Source organism: Acidovorax sp. 106 (assembly GCF_003663825.1).
In the GTDB taxonomy this organism is placed as follows: domain Bacteria; phylum Pseudomonadota; class Gammaproteobacteria; order Burkholderiales; family Burkholderiaceae_C; genus Acidovorax.
The window spans coordinates 4,178,341-4,194,386 of record NZ_RCCC01000001.1 but is presented as its reverse complement, the minus strand read 5'-3'; the positions used below and the strand labels follow the sequence as shown (position 1 = coordinate 4,194,386).

At 62.7% G+C, this 16,046-nt stretch carries 17 protein-coding genes; 10 read left to right on the top strand and 7 right to left on the bottom strand.

The annotated features are described in order from the left end of the window. The first annotated feature begins 32 nt into the window (after positions 1 to 32). Positions 33 to 650: an arylesterase gene (locus C8C98_RS18410; protein WP_199726615.1), complete on the top strand. Its 618-nt coding sequence runs from the start codon at positions 33 to 35 to the stop codon at positions 648 to 650. A 144-nt stretch (positions 651 to 794) separates the two neighbouring features. Here C8C98_RS18410 and C8C98_RS22105 read toward each other — a convergent pair whose 3' ends face one another. From C8C98_RS22105 to C8C98_RS18390, 4 genes are all read right to left on the bottom strand, one after another. Continuing rightward, positions 795 to 974 (bottom strand): hypothetical protein, encoded by a 180-nt coding sequence (locus tag C8C98_RS22105; protein ID WP_121456377.1) that lies wholly within the window; start codon positions 972 to 974, stop codon positions 795 to 797. Between the two features lie 223 nt (positions 975 to 1,197). Next, positions 1,198 to 2,016 (bottom strand): DUF2189 domain-containing protein, encoded by an 819-nt coding sequence (locus tag C8C98_RS18400; RefSeq protein WP_121455454.1) that lies wholly within the window; start codon positions 2,014 to 2,016, stop codon positions 1,198 to 1,200. Positions 2,017 to 2,168: 152 nt separating this feature from the next. Then, positions 2,169 to 3,422 carry a PLP-dependent transferase gene (locus C8C98_RS18395; RefSeq protein ID WP_121455453.1) on the bottom strand — a complete coding sequence of 418 codons (1,254 nt, stop codon included), beginning with the start codon at positions 3,420 to 3,422 and terminating at the stop codon, positions 2,169 to 2,171. Positions 3,423 to 3,488: 66 nt separating this feature from the next. After that, complete coding sequence (locus tag C8C98_RS18390; protein WP_370450449.1) at positions 3,489 to 3,989, bottom strand: BON domain-containing protein; 501 nt, start codon at positions 3,987 to 3,989, stop codon at positions 3,489 to 3,491. A gap of 202 nt (positions 3,990 to 4,191) precedes the next feature. On the opposite strand from C8C98_RS18390, the gene C8C98_RS18385 reads away from it, so the two are divergent. From C8C98_RS18385 to C8C98_RS18370, 4 genes are all read left to right on the top strand, one after another. Next, positions 4,192 to 5,877 (top strand): SulP family inorganic anion transporter, encoded by a 1,686-nt coding sequence (locus C8C98_RS18385; protein WP_121455452.1) that lies wholly within the window; start codon positions 4,192 to 4,194, stop codon positions 5,875 to 5,877. 69 nt (positions 5,878 to 5,946) lie between these two features. Continuing rightward, complete coding sequence (locus C8C98_RS18380; RefSeq protein ID WP_121455451.1) at positions 5,947 to 6,723, top strand: GGDEF domain-containing protein; 777 nt, start codon at positions 5,947 to 5,949, stop codon at positions 6,721 to 6,723. A gap of 10 nt (positions 6,724 to 6,733) precedes the next feature. Further along, entirely contained in the window at positions 6,734 to 7,576 is an 843-nt protein-coding gene (locus tag C8C98_RS18375; RefSeq protein ID WP_121455450.1) for a MinD/ParA family protein, read from the top strand. A 176-nt stretch (positions 7,577 to 7,752) separates the two neighbouring features. Continuing rightward, positions 7,753 to 8,511 (top strand): sulfurtransferase, encoded by a 759-nt coding sequence (locus C8C98_RS18370; RefSeq protein WP_121456375.1) that lies wholly within the window; start codon positions 7,753 to 7,755, stop codon positions 8,509 to 8,511. 76 nt (positions 8,512 to 8,587) lie between these two features. Here C8C98_RS18370 and C8C98_RS18365 read toward each other — a convergent pair whose 3' ends face one another. The 3 genes from C8C98_RS18365 to C8C98_RS18355 all read right to left on the bottom strand — a co-directional run bounded on the left by C8C98_RS18365 (position 8,588) and on the right by C8C98_RS18355 (position 10,911). After that, complete coding sequence (locus C8C98_RS18365; protein WP_121455449.1) at positions 8,588 to 9,475, bottom strand: pirin family protein; 888 nt, start codon at positions 9,473 to 9,475, stop codon at positions 8,588 to 8,590. A gap of 98 nt (positions 9,476 to 9,573) precedes the next feature. Then, on the bottom strand, positions 9,574 to 10,128 hold the full coding sequence (locus tag C8C98_RS18360) for a flavodoxin family protein (protein ID WP_099655372.1): 555 nt from the start codon (positions 10,126 to 10,128) through the stop codon (positions 9,574 to 9,576). 81 nt (positions 10,129 to 10,209) lie between these two features. Next, complete coding sequence (locus C8C98_RS18355) at positions 10,210 to 10,911, bottom strand: pirin family protein (protein ID WP_121455448.1); 702 nt, start codon at positions 10,909 to 10,911, stop codon at positions 10,210 to 10,212. A 106-nt stretch (positions 10,912 to 11,017) separates the two neighbouring features. Between C8C98_RS18355 and C8C98_RS18350 the strand changes: the two genes are divergently transcribed. From C8C98_RS18350 to C8C98_RS18330, 5 genes are all read left to right on the top strand, one after another. Then, on the top strand, positions 11,018 to 11,956 hold the full coding sequence (locus C8C98_RS18350; protein ID WP_121456374.1) for a LysR family transcriptional regulator: 939 nt from the start codon (positions 11,018 to 11,020) through the stop codon (positions 11,954 to 11,956). An 87-nt stretch (positions 11,957 to 12,043) separates the two neighbouring features. After that, the gene (locus C8C98_RS18345) at positions 12,044 to 13,165 is read left to right on the top strand and encodes an NAD(P)/FAD-dependent oxidoreductase (protein WP_121455447.1); all 1,122 of its coding nucleotides are present in this window, start codon (positions 12,044 to 12,046) and stop codon (positions 13,163 to 13,165) included. Then, positions 13,162 to 14,151, top strand: a complete 990-nt coding sequence (gene gluQRS / locus C8C98_RS18340) for a tRNA glutamyl-Q(34) synthetase GluQRS (protein WP_121455446.1) — start codon at positions 13,162 to 13,164, stop codon at positions 14,149 to 14,151. The genes C8C98_RS18345 and gluQRS overlap by 4 nt, the downstream gene beginning before the upstream one ends. A 14-nt stretch (positions 14,152 to 14,165) precedes the next feature. After that, on the top strand, positions 14,166 to 14,903 hold the full coding sequence (trmB, locus tag C8C98_RS18335) for a tRNA (guanosine(46)-N7)-methyltransferase TrmB (protein WP_233574707.1): 738 nt from the start codon (positions 14,166 to 14,168) through the stop codon (positions 14,901 to 14,903). A 33-nt stretch (positions 14,904 to 14,936) separates the two neighbouring features. After that, positions 14,937 to 15,980, top strand: a complete 1,044-nt coding sequence (locus C8C98_RS18330; protein ID WP_121455444.1) for a GGDEF domain-containing protein — start codon at positions 14,937 to 14,939, stop codon at positions 15,978 to 15,980. Positions 15,981 to 16,046: the final 66 nt, after the last annotated feature.

Below are 16,046 nucleotides of genomic sequence, written 5' to 3'. Positions count from 1 at the left end.
ACTTTATCCTGACCACAGCCTCCGCCCTTGCCATGGGGATTTCCAGCCCGGGGGGGTTTGCCCAAGGCACCGCCCAGGCGGCTGCAGGCAAGCCCGCCGTGATTTTGGTGGTGGGAGACTCATTGAGTGCGGAATACGGCCTGGCACGCGGCACCGGGTGGGTTGCCCTGCTGGAAAAGCAATTGGCGCAAGAGAAGATCAACGCCAGGGTCATCAATGCCAGTGTGAGCGGTGAGACCACCTCGGGCGGCCGCTCGCGCATTACCGCGCTGCTGCAACAGCACCAGCCCAGCCAAGTGGTGATTGAGCTGGGCGGCAACGACGCGCTGCGTGGCCTGCCGCTGCAAAACACGAAAGACAACCTGGGCTTCATGGCCCAGTCAGCCCAAAAAGCCGGGGCCAAGGTGCTGCTGATTGGCATGCAGGTGCCGCCCAACTACGGCACCGACTATGCCAACCGCTTTGCAGCGGTGTTTGAAGGGGTGGCCAAGGCGAACAAGGCGGCGGTGGTGCCGTTCTTTCTCAAAGGGGTGGCCGATGGCGCAGACCCTACGCGCTTGTTTCAGGCCGACCGCATCCACCCCAAGGCCGAGGCCCACCCGCAGATGCTGGCCAATGTGTGGCCAGAGCTAAAAAAGCTGCTGCGCTGAGAGCCACGGGCAGGCACTGACAAGCAAAAACAAAGAGCCCGTGCGCTGCCTTTTTTTGAAAAAGGCAGCGCACGGGCTCTTGAGTGGGTCATTCCATTGCGAGGCTTCTGAGTGAGACATCAGCCAAGCCATGAATGCCCGCCATTAACTGGACGCAGGGTCCGCGGGTGCAGAAGGCGCTTGAGCGGCCTGGTCACCAGCATCTGGCCCAGCGTGCGGATCGTCAGGCCGGCGCTGTGTTTTGGCTCTCAGCTTCTCTTCTTTCTTTTGTTTCTTAGCGAGTTCGCGCTGGCGTTTTTCGTATCCGTAGTTAGGTGTTGCCAAGGTGTTTGCTTTCTGAAGTAGAGGGGCACTGTAACAGCTAGGGATGTTCTGCATAACCCTCGCGAGGCGGTGGTAGTGCGGATCGAGATGGGGCGCAAGGCGTCTTTTGGCAGCCAATAGCCGGGCTATTGACGAGAAAAGCAACGCAGCGAACCGTCCGACGCCGCGCTATCTCAGACCGCAGGGAGTTGTGCAGGACATGCCTAGCCCCGCGCGCTGAGCCTCAAACCGGCTCTTGCGCCGCGTTCGCATCGGCTGGCAAGCGTTGCACCGCCGCCCGGTAAGCGTGCCAGCTGGCATGCCCCAGCAAGGGCCCAATCAGCACCAAGGCCACGCTGCCCGCCCACAGCGATGCCGCCACCAAAACAGTGATCAAGGCGCCCCACAGCACCATGGCCAAGGGGTTCTCCAGCACCACGCGCATGCTGGTGATGCCTGCGGTCAGTGCGTCGGTGTCGCGGTCCAGAATCATCGGAATAGACACCACCGAGGTAGAAAACACCAGGGCAGCAAACACCCCGCCCACCACGGCATACACCGCTACAAAACTCCAGTTTTCGGGGTTGAACACCGCTTGCAAAACCCCGGTGGTCGAAGGCATACCTGTGTTGAAGAACACCGCAAACACCACCAGCGATGCTCGCCCCCAGAGCAGCTCCAGCACCACCAGCACAAGCACCAGCATGCCCATGCTGCCCATGTGGCTGTCCCAGCAGGTCAGGGATTCGCTTAACTGCGGCGCCAGCCCGGCTTCACGCCTGCGGCTGGTGTCGTACAGGCCCATCGCCAAAAAGGGGCCCAGCAGCAAGCAGCCGCTGGCAATTGACATGGTGTACTCCGGTTTGGTGCGAAACACCCACCCCAGCACCAAGGCCATGAACCAAAAACACAGGCCGTAAAACACTGCGATGCCGGGCGCGGCCTTCAAATCGTGTGCGCCACGTGCAAGCCAGCGAAAGGGATCCAGCAGCGTCAGCGGCTGCAAGGTGATGGGCGCCGTGTCGCGGGCGGGAGAAACCTCAGTAACGGGTGTGTCGGGCATGAGGGGCGCAGCGAAGTGGAGGAAAGAACTACCCCGAACGAGGCGGGGAGCGAAACAGACGCCACCACACCGTAATCCAGCCCACCCGCGCGCGCCACTGAGGAAACTACCACCCCGCCCTGCGAGTTTTCGATGCGGCCAGCGCAGCCTGCTCAACCTGCGTGTGCAGTGCGCTCCATCACCGCCAGGGCTTGAAGCAGGTCCTGGCGCAAATCTTCGGCAGCCTCCAACCCAATCGCAAACCGCACCAGCGTGCCGGGTTGCAGATGGGGCGTGGCCCCCTCACGCATGCTGCGCAGGTGGTAAGGCACCACCAAGCTCATGGGGCCGCCCCAGCTGTAGCCCAGCTTGAACAGCTGCAAGGCATCGCAGAAAGCATCCACCTGGGTCTGGCTGTAGCGGGCGTCCACCATCACGCTGAATAAGCCCGCCGCAGCGCCCTGCCCCGCCTGTGCTCCGCCACACAAGGCCTGCCAGTGGGCATGGCCGGGCGAGCCAGGCAGCGCCGGGTGCAGCACTTGCGCAATGGCCGGTTGCGACTGGAGCCAGGTGGCCAGTTCACGCGCCGTGCGGTCGTGGGCGGCATAGCGCAATGCCACGCTGGGCAAAGAGCGCAACACAGCCTCCACATCGTTCAGCCCCACCCCCAGCCCCAGGCGCATGTGGGTGAGCTTGATCTTCATGTGCAAAGCCGCCGAGCGGGTCATGACGCTGCCCATCAACACATCGCCCCCACCACTGGGGTACTTGGTCAGGGCATGCGCAGAGATATCAACCCCCAGGCTGCCATCCCCCAGCAAATCAAACGGCGCAAAAGCCAGCCCCGCGCCCCAAGTGTTGTCGAGCGCAGTGATCACGCCCCGAGCGCGGCAAATACGCACCTGTTCGCACAGGTCCGGGAATTCCATGGTCACAGACCCTGGGGCTTCCAGCCACACCAAGCGTGCCGAAGCAGAGATACGCCGGGCCAGGTCCTCAGGGTCCAGTGGGTCGTAAAACGCATGCGAGATACCGTAGCGTGCCAGCTCCACAGCTGCGAAATCCTTGCCTGGCCCGTAAGCGTTATCCGGGATCAGCACCTCATCGCCCGTTTTGAGCAATGCCAGATTCACCGAAGCAATGGCAGCCAGCCCGCTGGGCACCAGCACGCATTCGTGCCCACCCTCCAGGGTGCACAAGCGCTCTTCCAGAATAAAGGTGGTGGGGGTGCCGTGCAGGCCGTAGGTGTAGCCCGTCTTGTCCTTCCACTCACGGTTGCGCATGGCAGCCACGTTGGGAAAAATCACGGTGGAGGCTTTGAACACTCCTGGCTGGGGGGCCGCAAAATCTGCGGGCGGCTGGTAGCGGTGGTGAACGATCTGGGTGGAAATATCAGGGGCGCGGTCTTCTTGCTTCATGCCGCGCATGGTAGCGCTTCAGCCCCTTGCCCAGCGCCTCGTCAACGGAGGCTCTGGGCATCGGTTATGTAAGCGTCAGCCCGCCGAAACCACCAGGAGGTTGGTCACCGAAGTCACGCCCTTGACGCTCTTGGCAATGGTTTGGGCGCGGTCCTTGGCGGCCAGGCTGGGGGCGGGGCCGTTCAGTGTGACAGCGCCCCCCAGGGTGTCCACATTGATCTTAATGGCGCTCAGATCAGGGTCTTTGGCCAGCCCCGCAGACACCTGGGCCGTGATGGAAGCATCGTCCATTTTCTCCATCGCGGTATTGGCGGCTTGCTTGGTCGAATCACCCAGGTCCTTCGCAGCCACTTCGGCCCGTTCAGCGCCCTTTTCCATTTGCACTTCAGCCTTTTGCACGGCGGCTTCGGTTTTGGCTCGGGCCTCGGCAGCGGCTTGCTCCGTCTTTTCTACCGCTGAATCCAGGCGTTGGCCCGCGGTGGGCTCCTCGGTCTTGCTGCAGGCCATCAGGCCCAAAGCCAGCGCGCTGACGGCCAACATTGACGCAACACGGGTTGCCTTGGAGGTCATAGACATGGTCTGGACGGTGGGTTGGTTGATCTCGGTGGTTTGCATCAAAAATCTCCTTGCGGATAAAGACATGGCTGAACTGTAGACAGCTGGCACGCCCCGTCGGGTCAGACGGATCGGAAAGGCGTGTAGGACAAAACACTGCAATCCCTGCGCGTTTTGTTGTGCCCAGCCGTCCCGGACGGCCCCGCAGCGCGACAATCACTGCATGCCTCGCATTTCCTTCAGCTCCTGGTTGCCTTTTCTGGCCTGGCCCCGGCCCAGCGCCGCGTTGCTGCGCGGTGAATTCTGGGCGGGCATGACGGTGGGCCTCATGCTCGTGCCCCAAGGGGTTGCCTATGCAGCGCTGGCGGGCATGCCGCTGGTCACAGGCATTTATGCATCACTGTTGCCTGCCCTGGTGGCAGTGCTGTTCAGCGCCTCCACCCGGCTGGGCGTGGGCCCCACAGCCTTGACGAGCCTGCTCATTGGCGCATCGCTGACCGGGCTGGCCGAGCCCGGCAGCGCCCAGTGGGTGCAAATGGCCGTGTGGATTGCACTGCTTTGTGGGGCCTTGCAATGCGTGATGGGCTTGGCGCGCTTTGGGTGGGTGGTCAATGTGGTCACCTCCCCTGTGCTCAGTGGCTTCACACAGGCCGCAGCCTTGCTGATTTTGTCTTCGCAGCTAGGTGCACTCACCGGCTTGCGGGCCGACTTCAGTGCACTGCTGCAAACACCTTCGCTGGGGCTTTTTGACCTGACGGCGGCGGCATTCGGCTTGGGCGCTGTGGTGGCGCTGTGGCTGGCCAAGCGGCTCAAACCCACCTTCCCGGCCGCCATCGTGGTGGTGGGCCTTGCGGGCGGCATCAGCTGGATCAGTGGCTACGCCGATGCGGGTGGCGCGGTGGTGGGGCACCTGCCGCAGGGGCTGCCAGGCTTGCAGTGGCCCGGGCTTTTGCCTTGGTCAGACTTTTCTTCGCTGCTCATGCCTGTGCTGGTCATCACCCTGGTGAGTTTCCTGGAGACAGCCTCCAGCGCCAAGGTTGAGAGCCAGCGTTCCGGTGAGCGCTGGAACGAAAACCAGGACCTGATTGGTCAGGGCCTGTCCAAAATCAGCAGTGGGCTGTGCGGCAGCTTTGCCACCAGCGCTTCGTTTTCTCGCTCGGCCATCAACCTGTATGCAGGCGCGCAAAGTGGCTGGGCCACCGTGTTTTCCATCCTCGTGGTGCTGGTGGTGCTGTTGTGGCTCACCCCGGCGCTGTACTACGTGCCGCAATCGGCCCTGGCGGCCATTGTGGTGACGGCGGTGTTCAGCCTCATCAAACCGGCCACCTTCACCCGCCTGTGGCGCACGTCGCGGGTGGAGTCGGTCATCGCGTTGGTCACCTTTGCCCTGACCTTGGCCACCGCACCACGCATGTACTGGGGTGTTTTGGCCGGTTTGGTGATGAACCTGTGCCACTTTCTGTACCAGCGCCTGCACCCCCGCATCATTGAGGTAGGCCTGCACCCGGACGGTAGCCTGCGCGACCGCCATCTGTGGAACCTGCCCCCCCTGGCGCCCGAACTGCTGGCGCTGCGCATGGATGCAGAGCTGGACTTTGCCTCGGCCAGCGCCCTGGAGCGCTGGGTGATGGAGCACTTGAGCGCCCACCCCGAGATCAAGCACCTGTGCCTGATGGCCCAGCCCGTCAACCGCATTGACGTGACCGGCCTGGAAACCTTTGCCCAACTGCATGCGCAGATGCTGGCGCGGGGCGGGTGCCTGCATGTGAGTGGACTCAAGCTGCCGGTCGAGGCGGCCCTGCGCAAAGCAGGCCTGCTGCCTGCGGCCGCCGGATTGCACACCTACCGCACCGATGCCGACGCCCTTGTCGCCCTGCAGCAACTCCCACCCCGGGTAACACCTCTGTGATCGTGCAGAAATTGCAATCGGACGACCAACCCCGCTGATACACTCAATCAACTTTAGAAGCAACCATTTGTGTCTGACTCGGCGGCCCCTCACCTCGTAGACCTGCGCGATCTGCGCCTGGATACTGCCCATGCCCTGGTTACACAAGTGACCGGCAGCAGCGCAGCGCCCAGCCTGGACCGTTCACACCCCCGTCAATACCTGCAAGGCGTCATCGACGGCCTGTGCGAACTTTCGCTGAAAGACCCGCTGACAGGCTTGGCCAATCGGCGCCATTTTCGGGCCGTGCTGGAGCGCGAGATCGACCGCGTGACCCGTTCGGGTGAAGCAGCCTTGCTGTTGATGCTGGACATTGACCACTTTAAAAAGGTCAACGACACCCACGGCCACCTGGCCGGCGACATGGTGCTGCAGTCGGTAGCGCGCACCTTGGCCGCTTGCGTGCGCCCCATGGACACCCTGGCCCGATACGGTGGCGAGGAATTCGCCGTGGTACTGCCCGCCTGCCAATCTGCCTTTGGCACCGTGGTGGCGGAGCGCATTCGCCGGGCCGTGGCTAACACGCCCATTCGCATTTCTCCATCGATTGAACTCAACGTCACCGTCAGCATCGGCGGGGCGTTTGCCCTTCAATGGATTCGTTCCACCACATTGCTGTGGATTGACCGCGCCGACCACCAGCTCTATCAGGCAAAATCGGCCGGACGCAACCGCGTGAGCATCGAGGAGCAGCCAGACAGCACGGTCAGTGCAGAAGAGAAGAGCTTGTTGTTTGGCCCGCTGTATTCACCTTCTGGCTGGGGCGATCTTCCGCCTCCCCTGGATGCAACAGGCAGCGCCTACTGAAAGTTAGATGATGAGCGACGCGCTGTCCCCCCAACCCACTACACCCAACGCCACACCGCAGCAGGCTACCCCTGCGGCGGGTGCACGCATCATCGCCGTGACCAGCGGCAAAGGCGGTGTGGGCAAAACATTTGTGTCCGCCAACCTGGCCGCAGCGCTGACCCGCCGAGGCCAACGTGTGCTGGTGCTCGACGCCGACCTGGGCCTGGCCAACCTGGATGTGGTGCTGAACCTGCATCCCAAGATCACGCTGCACGATGTGTTCACTGGCAAAGCCACGTTGGACGAAGCCGTGATCAAGGCGCCCGGTGGATTTTCTGTGCTGCTGGCAGGTTCGGGCATGGTCGAGTACTCGCGGCTCACGCCCGAGGTGCGCAGCCAGTTTCTGAGTGTTATCCAGGCCCTGACACCCCAATACGATGTGGTGCTGCTAGACACCGGCGCGGGTATTTCCGACGTGGTGCTGTTCTCCATCTCCCTCGCGTCGGAGGTGCTGATCGTGGCCACGCCCGAACCCACGTCGCTCACAGACGCCTATGCGGCCATCAAGGTGCTGGCGATGCAGCAAAAGCGCCAACACGTGCGCATCGTGATCAACCAGGCGGCACGCCCTGGCGACGGCCGGGCCATCACCAGCCAGTTGCAGCAGGTGCTAGACCGCTTTGTCAGCACCCAATCGGGCCGCCCGGTGCGCCTGATTCACATGGGCGACATTCCAGCCGACCCCTCGGTGCGCGATGCCGTGATGCGCAGGCAACTGCTGCTGCTGAACACCCCAGGCTGCCCTGCGGCCCTGGCGATCTCGCAGCTGGCCAACAAGATCGAAACCGCGCTGCTGACGCAGACTACATAGTCCGGCGCCAGCCCACCCGCTGGCCGGGTGGTGTTACTGCAGCCTGCGCTTGTTGGCATACAGCCCTCTCCAGCGGGCTCGTTCTGGCTCAGTGGCCGATGCCCATGGCGAAGTGCAATGGAGCGCCGCACACCTCTCTCAAGACTACCTTTCGCACCCAACACCCGCCTTTTGCCGTGACTGCTGTTCTCAACATCTCCTGCTACAAGTTTGTGCCCCTTCCTGACGCAGAGGTGCTGCGCGGGCAGCTGCATGCCAGCGCGGTGGCTTTGGACTTGAAGGGCACGATTTTGTTGGCCGAAGAAGGCATCAATTTCTTTTTGGCGGGCGATGCTGCTTCTGTGCGGGGCTTTGTCGAAACCCTGCGTGGCGATGAACGGTTTGCAGACCTGGACCCCAAAGAGAGCTGGTCAGACACGGTGCCGTTTCGCAAGATGCTGGTGAAGGTCAAGCGCGAAATCATCCGCATGGACCACCCCACCATCCGCCCCGCGCAAGGCCGCGCCCCGGCTGTTGCCCCCGCGACGCTGCGCCGCTGGCTGGAGCAAGGCCATGACGACGATGGCCGCGAGGTGGTGACCCTGGACACCCGCAACGCGTTTGAGGTAGACGCAGGCACTTTCAACAACGCCATTGACTGGCGCATTGGCAAGTTCACCGAGTTTCCTGCCGCCTTGCAAGCCCACAAGGCCGCCCTGCAAGACAAAACCGTGGTGAGTTTTTGCACCGGGGGCATCCGCTGCGAAAAAGCCGCCATCCTGATGCAAGAGGAAGGCCTGGAGCATGTGTACCAGCTTGAAGGCGGCATCCTCAAATACTTTGAGCAGACCGATGGCGCGCACTACAACGGCGGCTGCTTTGTGTTTGACGAAAGAGCGGTATTGGCCACCGACCTTTCAGCGCCAGAATCCCTCGATATCGCTATCAAAAAATGAGCTTCTAACGCCTTTCCATCAAGCGCTAGAGGCATTTTTTGGCAAAAAACAATCGACTGCGTAAGAAACACGCCCGTCAGGGCTTGAACCGGTGTGCGGGCAAGGGGATGAATTCTGTCTCGCCAGGCACCTGCCCCATGTGTTGCGCTTCCCAGTCACTGGCTGCCTGCACGATCCGCTCCTTGCGGGTGGACACAAAATTCCACCAGATATGGCGGCGTTCCGCCAAGGCATCGCCGCCCACCAGCATGCAGCGCACGGGCGCAGCACCCGCACGCAAAGCCAGGGGGCGGTCAGCGGGCAACACCGCCATGGTGTGCGGCTCCAGCATCTCATCGGCCACTGACACGGCAGTGTCCACCGCATACAGGCCCAGCTCCTGCGCCATGCCTGCAGGTAGCCTCAGTTGGCCATTGGCGGGCAACTGGATATCCAGGTACAACGCCGGGGCCAAGCTGACCACAGGCGACTGCGCCCCCCAGGCCTGCCCCACCAGCACCCGCACCGTAGCGTCGTCCACTTGCAACTGTGCAATGGCATCGGCAGGCGTGTGCACAAAACTGGGGGCGACTTCCTCATGCTCCGGCGGCAGCGCCGCCCACAGCTGAATGCCGTGGTTCACATAGGTGGCGTTGGCCAAGGTGTCTGGGCGGCGCTCGGAATGCACGATGCCACGCCCTGCCGTCATCCAGTTGATGGCACCCGGCTCAATCTGCTGCACGCAGCCCAAACTGTCGCGGTGCTGGATCGCACCCGAAAACAAATACGTGACCGTGGCCAAACCTATGTGCGGATGGGGACGCACATCGTGCTCTGACTCCGGCACCACCGTGGCAGGGCCAAAGTGGTCAAAGAACAAGAAAGGCCCGACCGACTGGCGAACCATGGCAGGCAGCAGCCTGCGCACTCTGAAGCCGCCGCCCAGGTCTTTGTCATGGGGGTGGATGCGTTCAATGGAAGTCATGGCAGCGGCCCTTCAGTTCAGAGGTGAAGCGTTGAGGCTGAGTGCGGTGGCTGGGTGGCACCACGGCCGCCCAGCCACGCACTCACGTCAAAGACGAATCAAGCCTTGAAACGCGCTGCGATGTCGGCCACGCGCTTGCCGAACAGCTTGGCGGTGTCCAGGTCACCCTGGGGGATTTCAGCGACGGAGGCATCGGAGGGAGACTGCACCAGCAAGCCCACCGAGCCGCCCAGGTTGTTCACATCATTGCGCGTAGCGGCTTTGGCATTGGCAGGCATCAGGCCCAGGCTCACCCACAGGCCGCCGTGCTGCGACGCCAGGGTCTGCAGGTACACCAGTGTCACTTGCTTGTCGCCATTGAAGCTGGCGCTGTTGGTGAAGCCAGCAAACACCTTGTCTTGCCAAGCGCGGGAGAACCAGGCCTTGGACGACGCATCGGCAAACTTTTTAAACTGCCAGCTGGGGCCACCCATGTAGGTGGGGGTACCAAAGATGATGGCATCGGCCGCATTCAGCGTGTCCCAGCCCCCTTCGGGCAGATTGCCGTCTGCATCAATGGCCAACAACTGGGCGCCAGCCCCTTCGGCCACCAGTTGCGCCACGCGCTGGGTGTGACCATAGCCGGAGTGATAAACCACAACGATTTGAGACATGAAAGCTCCTGTGATGAAAAACGACTGACAACGAAACAAACTTCAAAGCGGGCCCTGCGCAATGAAGGGCCCATGCAGGGGTCAACCTTCCAGGTCGAACACCAGCACCTCAGCGTCCTGCCCTGCAGACAGGGTCACGAACGGCTCGTCTACCAGCATGGCGGCATCGCCCGTGCGCAGGCATTCTCCATTGGCCTGCACTTGCCCGCGCACCACGTGCACATAGCCTTTGCGCCCAGCCTTCAATGGCAACGTGGCCGTCTCGGCGCCATCAAAAAGGCCAGCATACAGCGACGCGTCAGCGTGGATCGTGACAGAGCCCAAGGCGCCGTCAGGCGACGCCACCAACCGCAGGGCCCCGCGCTTTTCGGCCGCAGAAAACCCGGTTTGCTCATAGCCTGGCGCAATGCCGCGCACATTGGGCTCCATCCAGATCTGCAGGAAGTGCGTGGTTTGGCCCTCGGCATGGTTGAACTCGCTGTGCATCACGCCCGTGCCCGCACTCATGCGCTGCACATCGCCCGGCGGAATGCCTTTGACATTGCCCATGCTGTCCTTGTGGGCCAGCTCGCCAGAGAGCACATAGCTGATGATTTCCATGTCGCGGTGACCATGGGTACCAAAGCCTGTGCCTGGGGCTATGCGGTCTTCGTTGATGACGCGCAGGTTGCCAAAACCCATGTGCTGCGGGTCGTAGTAGCCTGCGAAGGAAAAGCTGTGAAACGACTGCAGCCAGCCATGGTCGGCGTAACCTCGGTCTTGGGATTTACGAACAGTCAGCATGGTGATTGCTCCTTTCAATGCCTCCACTGTAGGCCTCGCCTGCGGCCTTCTGGCTCTGATCGATTGATGGCATCATTCAAAATGGTTGAACAAAAATAAGCCCACCATGCAAAACGCACGCGATGTCCTGACCCCGGACAGCCTGACCATGCTGCAAGTGATTGCTGAGGCTGGCAGTTTTGCCGCCGCAGCGCGCCAGCTGGGGCTGGTGCCCAGCGCACTCACCTACCGGGTGCGGCAGATTGAGGATGCCCTGGATGTGCTGCTGTTTGACCGCAGCGCACGGCAAGCCAAGCCAACCGAGGCCGGGGCCGAGTTGCTGCGCGAGGGCAATCGCCTGTTGCAAGACATCGATGCGGTGGCCAACCGCGTGCGCCGCGTGGCCACGGGCTGGGAACCACAGCTCACGCTCTCTATTGACGGCGTGATCTCCCCCCACACCATGCTGGAGCTGGTCGATGCGTTCTACGCCATGTCGCCCCCCACCCGGCTCAAGCTGCGCGACGGCATCATGACCGGCACCCGCGAGGCGCTGACCTCTGGCCGGGCGGACCTCGCCATCGGCGTGTCTGGGATGGCCTCAGACGTGGCGGGTTTGCAGCAAGAGTTGTTGGGCGAACTGCTGTTCATCTATGTCGTGGCCCCACACCACCCCCTGGCCAACATGCCCGAGCCCATCACCGATGCCGTCATGCTGCGCCACCGCGCCGTGGCCGTGGCCGACTCGGCCTTGCGAGGCGGCATAACCATGGGCTTGCTGGGCGGACAAGATGTGCTGACGGTGGACACCATGCAGGCCAAGGTGCAGGTGCAATTGCGGGGCCTGGGCGGCGGCTTTTTGCCCGAGCCCATGGTGCGCCCCTATGTGGAAGCAGGCCGCCTGGTGGCCAAGCGCGTGGCGCGCCCTGAGCGCTATGTGCGGCTGCACTACGCGTGGGGCGGCCCTGGCTTCACTGCGCCGGGGCGGGCCTTGCAATGGTGGCTGCAGCAACTGCAAAGCCCCGCCACGCGCAAGGCTCTGCTGGAAAACCACCACCATTTCTGAGCCGAAACACCCTGGCACGCGTGTAGAGTGGGCGTTGTTGGATTTCATTGTCGACCGTCTTCTTACGCTGTCACCGAAAGGCAACCCATGAGCAAAACCGTCCCTCGCCCCGCCAAGCGGCCCCGACGCACCGACACATCCTCCCCGGCCACAACCGCCGCCCCTGGCCGAGGCGCTCGCCACTTCGCCATCATTGGCGCGGGCATGGCAGGCATTGCCTGCGCCCGCACCTTGGTCCAGGCTGGCCACCAGGTGACGGTGTTTGAGCAGGCTGCCGCCCCCGGCGGGCGCACGGCCACCGTCGATAGCGCCTTTGGCTCGTTTGATGCTGGCGCCCAATACTTCACGGTCCGCGACCCGCGCTTTGCCCGCGCCATCGACACCGTACCCGGCCTGTGCAAGCCCTGGAGCGCCAACAACGTGCGCGTGCTGGACGCTTCGGGCCGAGTCACCTCGCCCGGGCTGCTGTCGCGCGAGGCGCACTGGGTGGCCAGCCCCGGCATGCAGTCGCTGGTGGCCACCTGGGCCCAGCCGCTAGAGCAGGCCGGGCGCATCGAGCTGAACGCGCAAGTGCATCGCATTGAAAGGGATTCGTTGAACCCCTCCGGCTGGCAAGTGCGCACCCTGGGGCCCGGCGGATCGCAGCATGTGTACGCAGGCTTTGATGCCGTGCTGCTGAGCCAGCCCGCCACCGCAACGCAAGCCTTGCTGGCCAAGTCGGCCATTGACAGCACTTTGACTCCATCGCTGGCCAAGGTCGCCATTGCACCCTGCTGGACACTGATGCTGGCATACCCCCAAGCGGTGCGCCCTGATCTGGCTACGCTGGGCCCCCAATGGAACGTGGCCCGCAGCACCCATCACCGCATTGCCTGGCTGGCGCGTGAATCATCCAAGCCCGGCCGAGGCTCTGTTGAGCGCTGGACGGTGCAGGCCAACCCCGCCTGGTCGGCAGAGCACCTGCAAGATAGCGAGGCCCGCGTGCAGGCCAAGCTGCTCAAAGCCTTTGCCGAGGTGACTGGCCTGCGCGCAGAGCCTGCCCACGCCGCCCTGCAACGCTGGACCTACGCCCAAACCACCCACGCACTGGGCAAAAGCCATGTGTGGGATGCCAGCCTGGGGCTGGGTGCCTGTGGTGACTGGTGCCTGGGACATCGCCTGGAAGACGCATTCATCTCCGGACTGGAGCTGGCGCTCGCCGTGAAATGACCCTGGCAGGAGGCTCAAACGCTGCAAATGCCCGTGGCTATCTGGGACGCTTTGCGCCCTCGCCCACTGGGCCATTGCATGCAGGCTCTTTGGTGGCCGCATTGGCCAGCTGGCTGGATGCGCGCGCCGCCCAAGGCCAATGGCTGGTGCGGCTGGAGGATGTCGATACCCCGCGCTGCATCCCCGGGGCCGACCAGACCATCCTCCACCAATTGGAGCGCTGCGGCCTGCACCCTGATGCCCCGCCGGTTTGGCAATCACAACGCGGCGCGCTGTACCAAACTGCACTGGACGCCCTGTGCGCCCAGGGGCTGGCTTATCCCTGCGCCTGCTCGCGCAAAGAAATTGAAGAAGCCCACACCGCACGCGGCCACGCCAAAGAGCGGCATGCGGCGCTGCCCTACCCAGGCACCTGCCGCACCGGGCTGCATGGGCGCCCTGCCAGGGCCTGGCGCTTTCATACGGAAAGTTTTATCGAAAAACGCCCTCCAGGGCGCGTAGAAAAAGCGCAAAAAGCTATCAATTCAATAGCATCCAACCCGCTGATTTGGCACGATCGCAGGCTGGGCAAGCAAGCCCAGGATGTTTGCCAAGCCGTGGGCGACTTTGTGCTCAAACGGGCCGATGGCCTGTGGGCCTACCAGTTGGCCGTGGTGGTAGACGATGCCGAGCAAGGCATCACCCACATCGTGCGGGGCGAAGACCTGGCAGACAACACGCCCCGCCAAATTCTGCTGCAACAAGCCCTGGGCCTGTTCACCCCCACCTACCTGCACACCCCGCTGGTGCTGGGTGCCAATGGCGAAAAGCTCTCCAAACAAAACGGTGCAGCGGCACTCGACCTGACCGACCCACTGGCCGCACTGCGCGAAGCCGCGCAGGCCCTGGGTTTGCCTGCGCCGGCACATCCACACAACATTTCTGTAGCAGATGCCTTGGCGCTGTGGGTCAAGGCCTGGCCGCGAATCTACAATGGTGCATCGTGATCGAACAGAACAATATTTCCCTTGACGCAGAGCCCACCGCTTTGCCTACGTCCGCAGCGGGTGCTGCGCCCGCTGGTGTGGCCTATCCCAAAACCATCAAGAGCTTCGTGCGCCGCGCTGGCCGCACGACCACAGGCCAGGCCAAGGCCTTTGAAGACCTGGGCCCCCGCTTTTTGCTGAACTACCAAGCCGCGCCGCTGGATGCCCCCGCCGCCTTTGGGCGCACCGCGCCCTTGATCCTGGAAATAGGTTTTGGCATGGGCGAGGCCACCGCCCACATTGCCCGCGTGCGCCCCGATGACAATTTTCTGTGCTGCGAAGTGCATGAGCCCGGTGTGGGTGCGCTGCTCAAGCGCATTGGCGAGCACGACATCACCAACATCCGCATCCTCCAGCACGATGCAGTGGAGGTCATCGACCACATGCTGCCCTTGGGTACGCTGGATGGTGTCCATGTCTTTTTTCCAGACCCCTGGCACAAAACCAAGCACAACAAGCGCCGACTGATCCAGTCGCCCTTGGTGGCCAAGCTGGCTGCCCGCCTCAAGCCCGGTGGCTACCTGCACTGCGCCACCGACTGGCAACCTTACGCAGAGCAAATGCTTGAAGTGCTGGGCCAGGAGCCCTTGCTCGCCAACACGGCCGAAGGCTACGCCCCCCAACCTGCGTACCGTCCACTCACCAAGTTCGAAAATCGCGGCTTGCGTCTGGGGCACGGGGTGTGGGATATCGTGTTCACACGCCTCAACTAATGCCCTGACACGGCCTTACGTACTTCCTTGACTATGAAGCCCATACTGCAACACCTGGTTGAAATGACCGGCCACCGCGATCACTTGCGGCTTGAAGTGTCGGTGCTCTCCACCCTGCAAAAGCTCAGCAGCATCAAGGAAGTGCGGGCGCTTGAACTCTTCACCGACGGGGGCGAGCCGCACATCCGGCCACGCACCTGGGTACAAGATGGGCAGCTGGTCTCCACCGACTCGGAAGCTGCGGCAGACCCACGCAAAGAGCCCCTGGAGCGTTACCCCGAACTGTTCGAATGCGTCACCAAGCAAGGCGACAGCGCCCTGGCAAATCCACGCCCTGGGCGCTACACACTTTGGCTGCCCGTGTGGATGCATGAAAAGGTCAGCACATGCCTGGAAATCACCCAGTCGCGCCAGTTCTCAGCCCACAAGCTTGAGGTGCTTAAAGGCGTTTTTCTGGTTTACCAAAACTACCAAAACCTATTGGACTACTCCGAGCGCGATGCACTGACCGGTCTTTTTAATCGCAAGACGTTTGATGAGCAGTTTGCGCGCACGACAACCCCAGGCCTTAGCAGCTCAAAGAGCCCCGAACTGGTGGCTCCGGAGCAAGCATCCATTGAGGGCGAACACGCTCAGAATTGGCTCGCTGTGGTGGATATAGACCACTTCAAGCAGGTCAACGACCGCTTTGGCCACCTGTATGGCGACGAAGTATTGATTCTGATCGCCAACATTCTGCGCACGTCTTTCCGCTCACATGATCGTGTGTTTCGCTTTGGGGGCGAAGAGTTTGTCGTGTTGCTGCGCAACACGACCCTGACCATGGCGCACAAGGTGTTCAACCGCTTCCGAGAGACGGTGCAGGAGCACCACTTTCCACAAGTGGGCAACGTCACGGTGAGCCTGGGCTTTGTGGGTACCTCGCGCGGTTCCCCGGTGGAGATCCTGGGCCAAGCCGACCAAGCCCTATATTACGCCAAAGAGCACGGCCGCAACCAGGTTCGGTTCTATGAAGACCTGATTGCCTCAGGCGAGTTGGCCACCAAGGTGGCCAACGACGACGTAGAGCTGTTCTGATCGGCGAGCCCGCTTGGGCTCGCCTTGGGGTCCCCTTCACTTTCCCCGCTCTGACCCGGCCCGGCA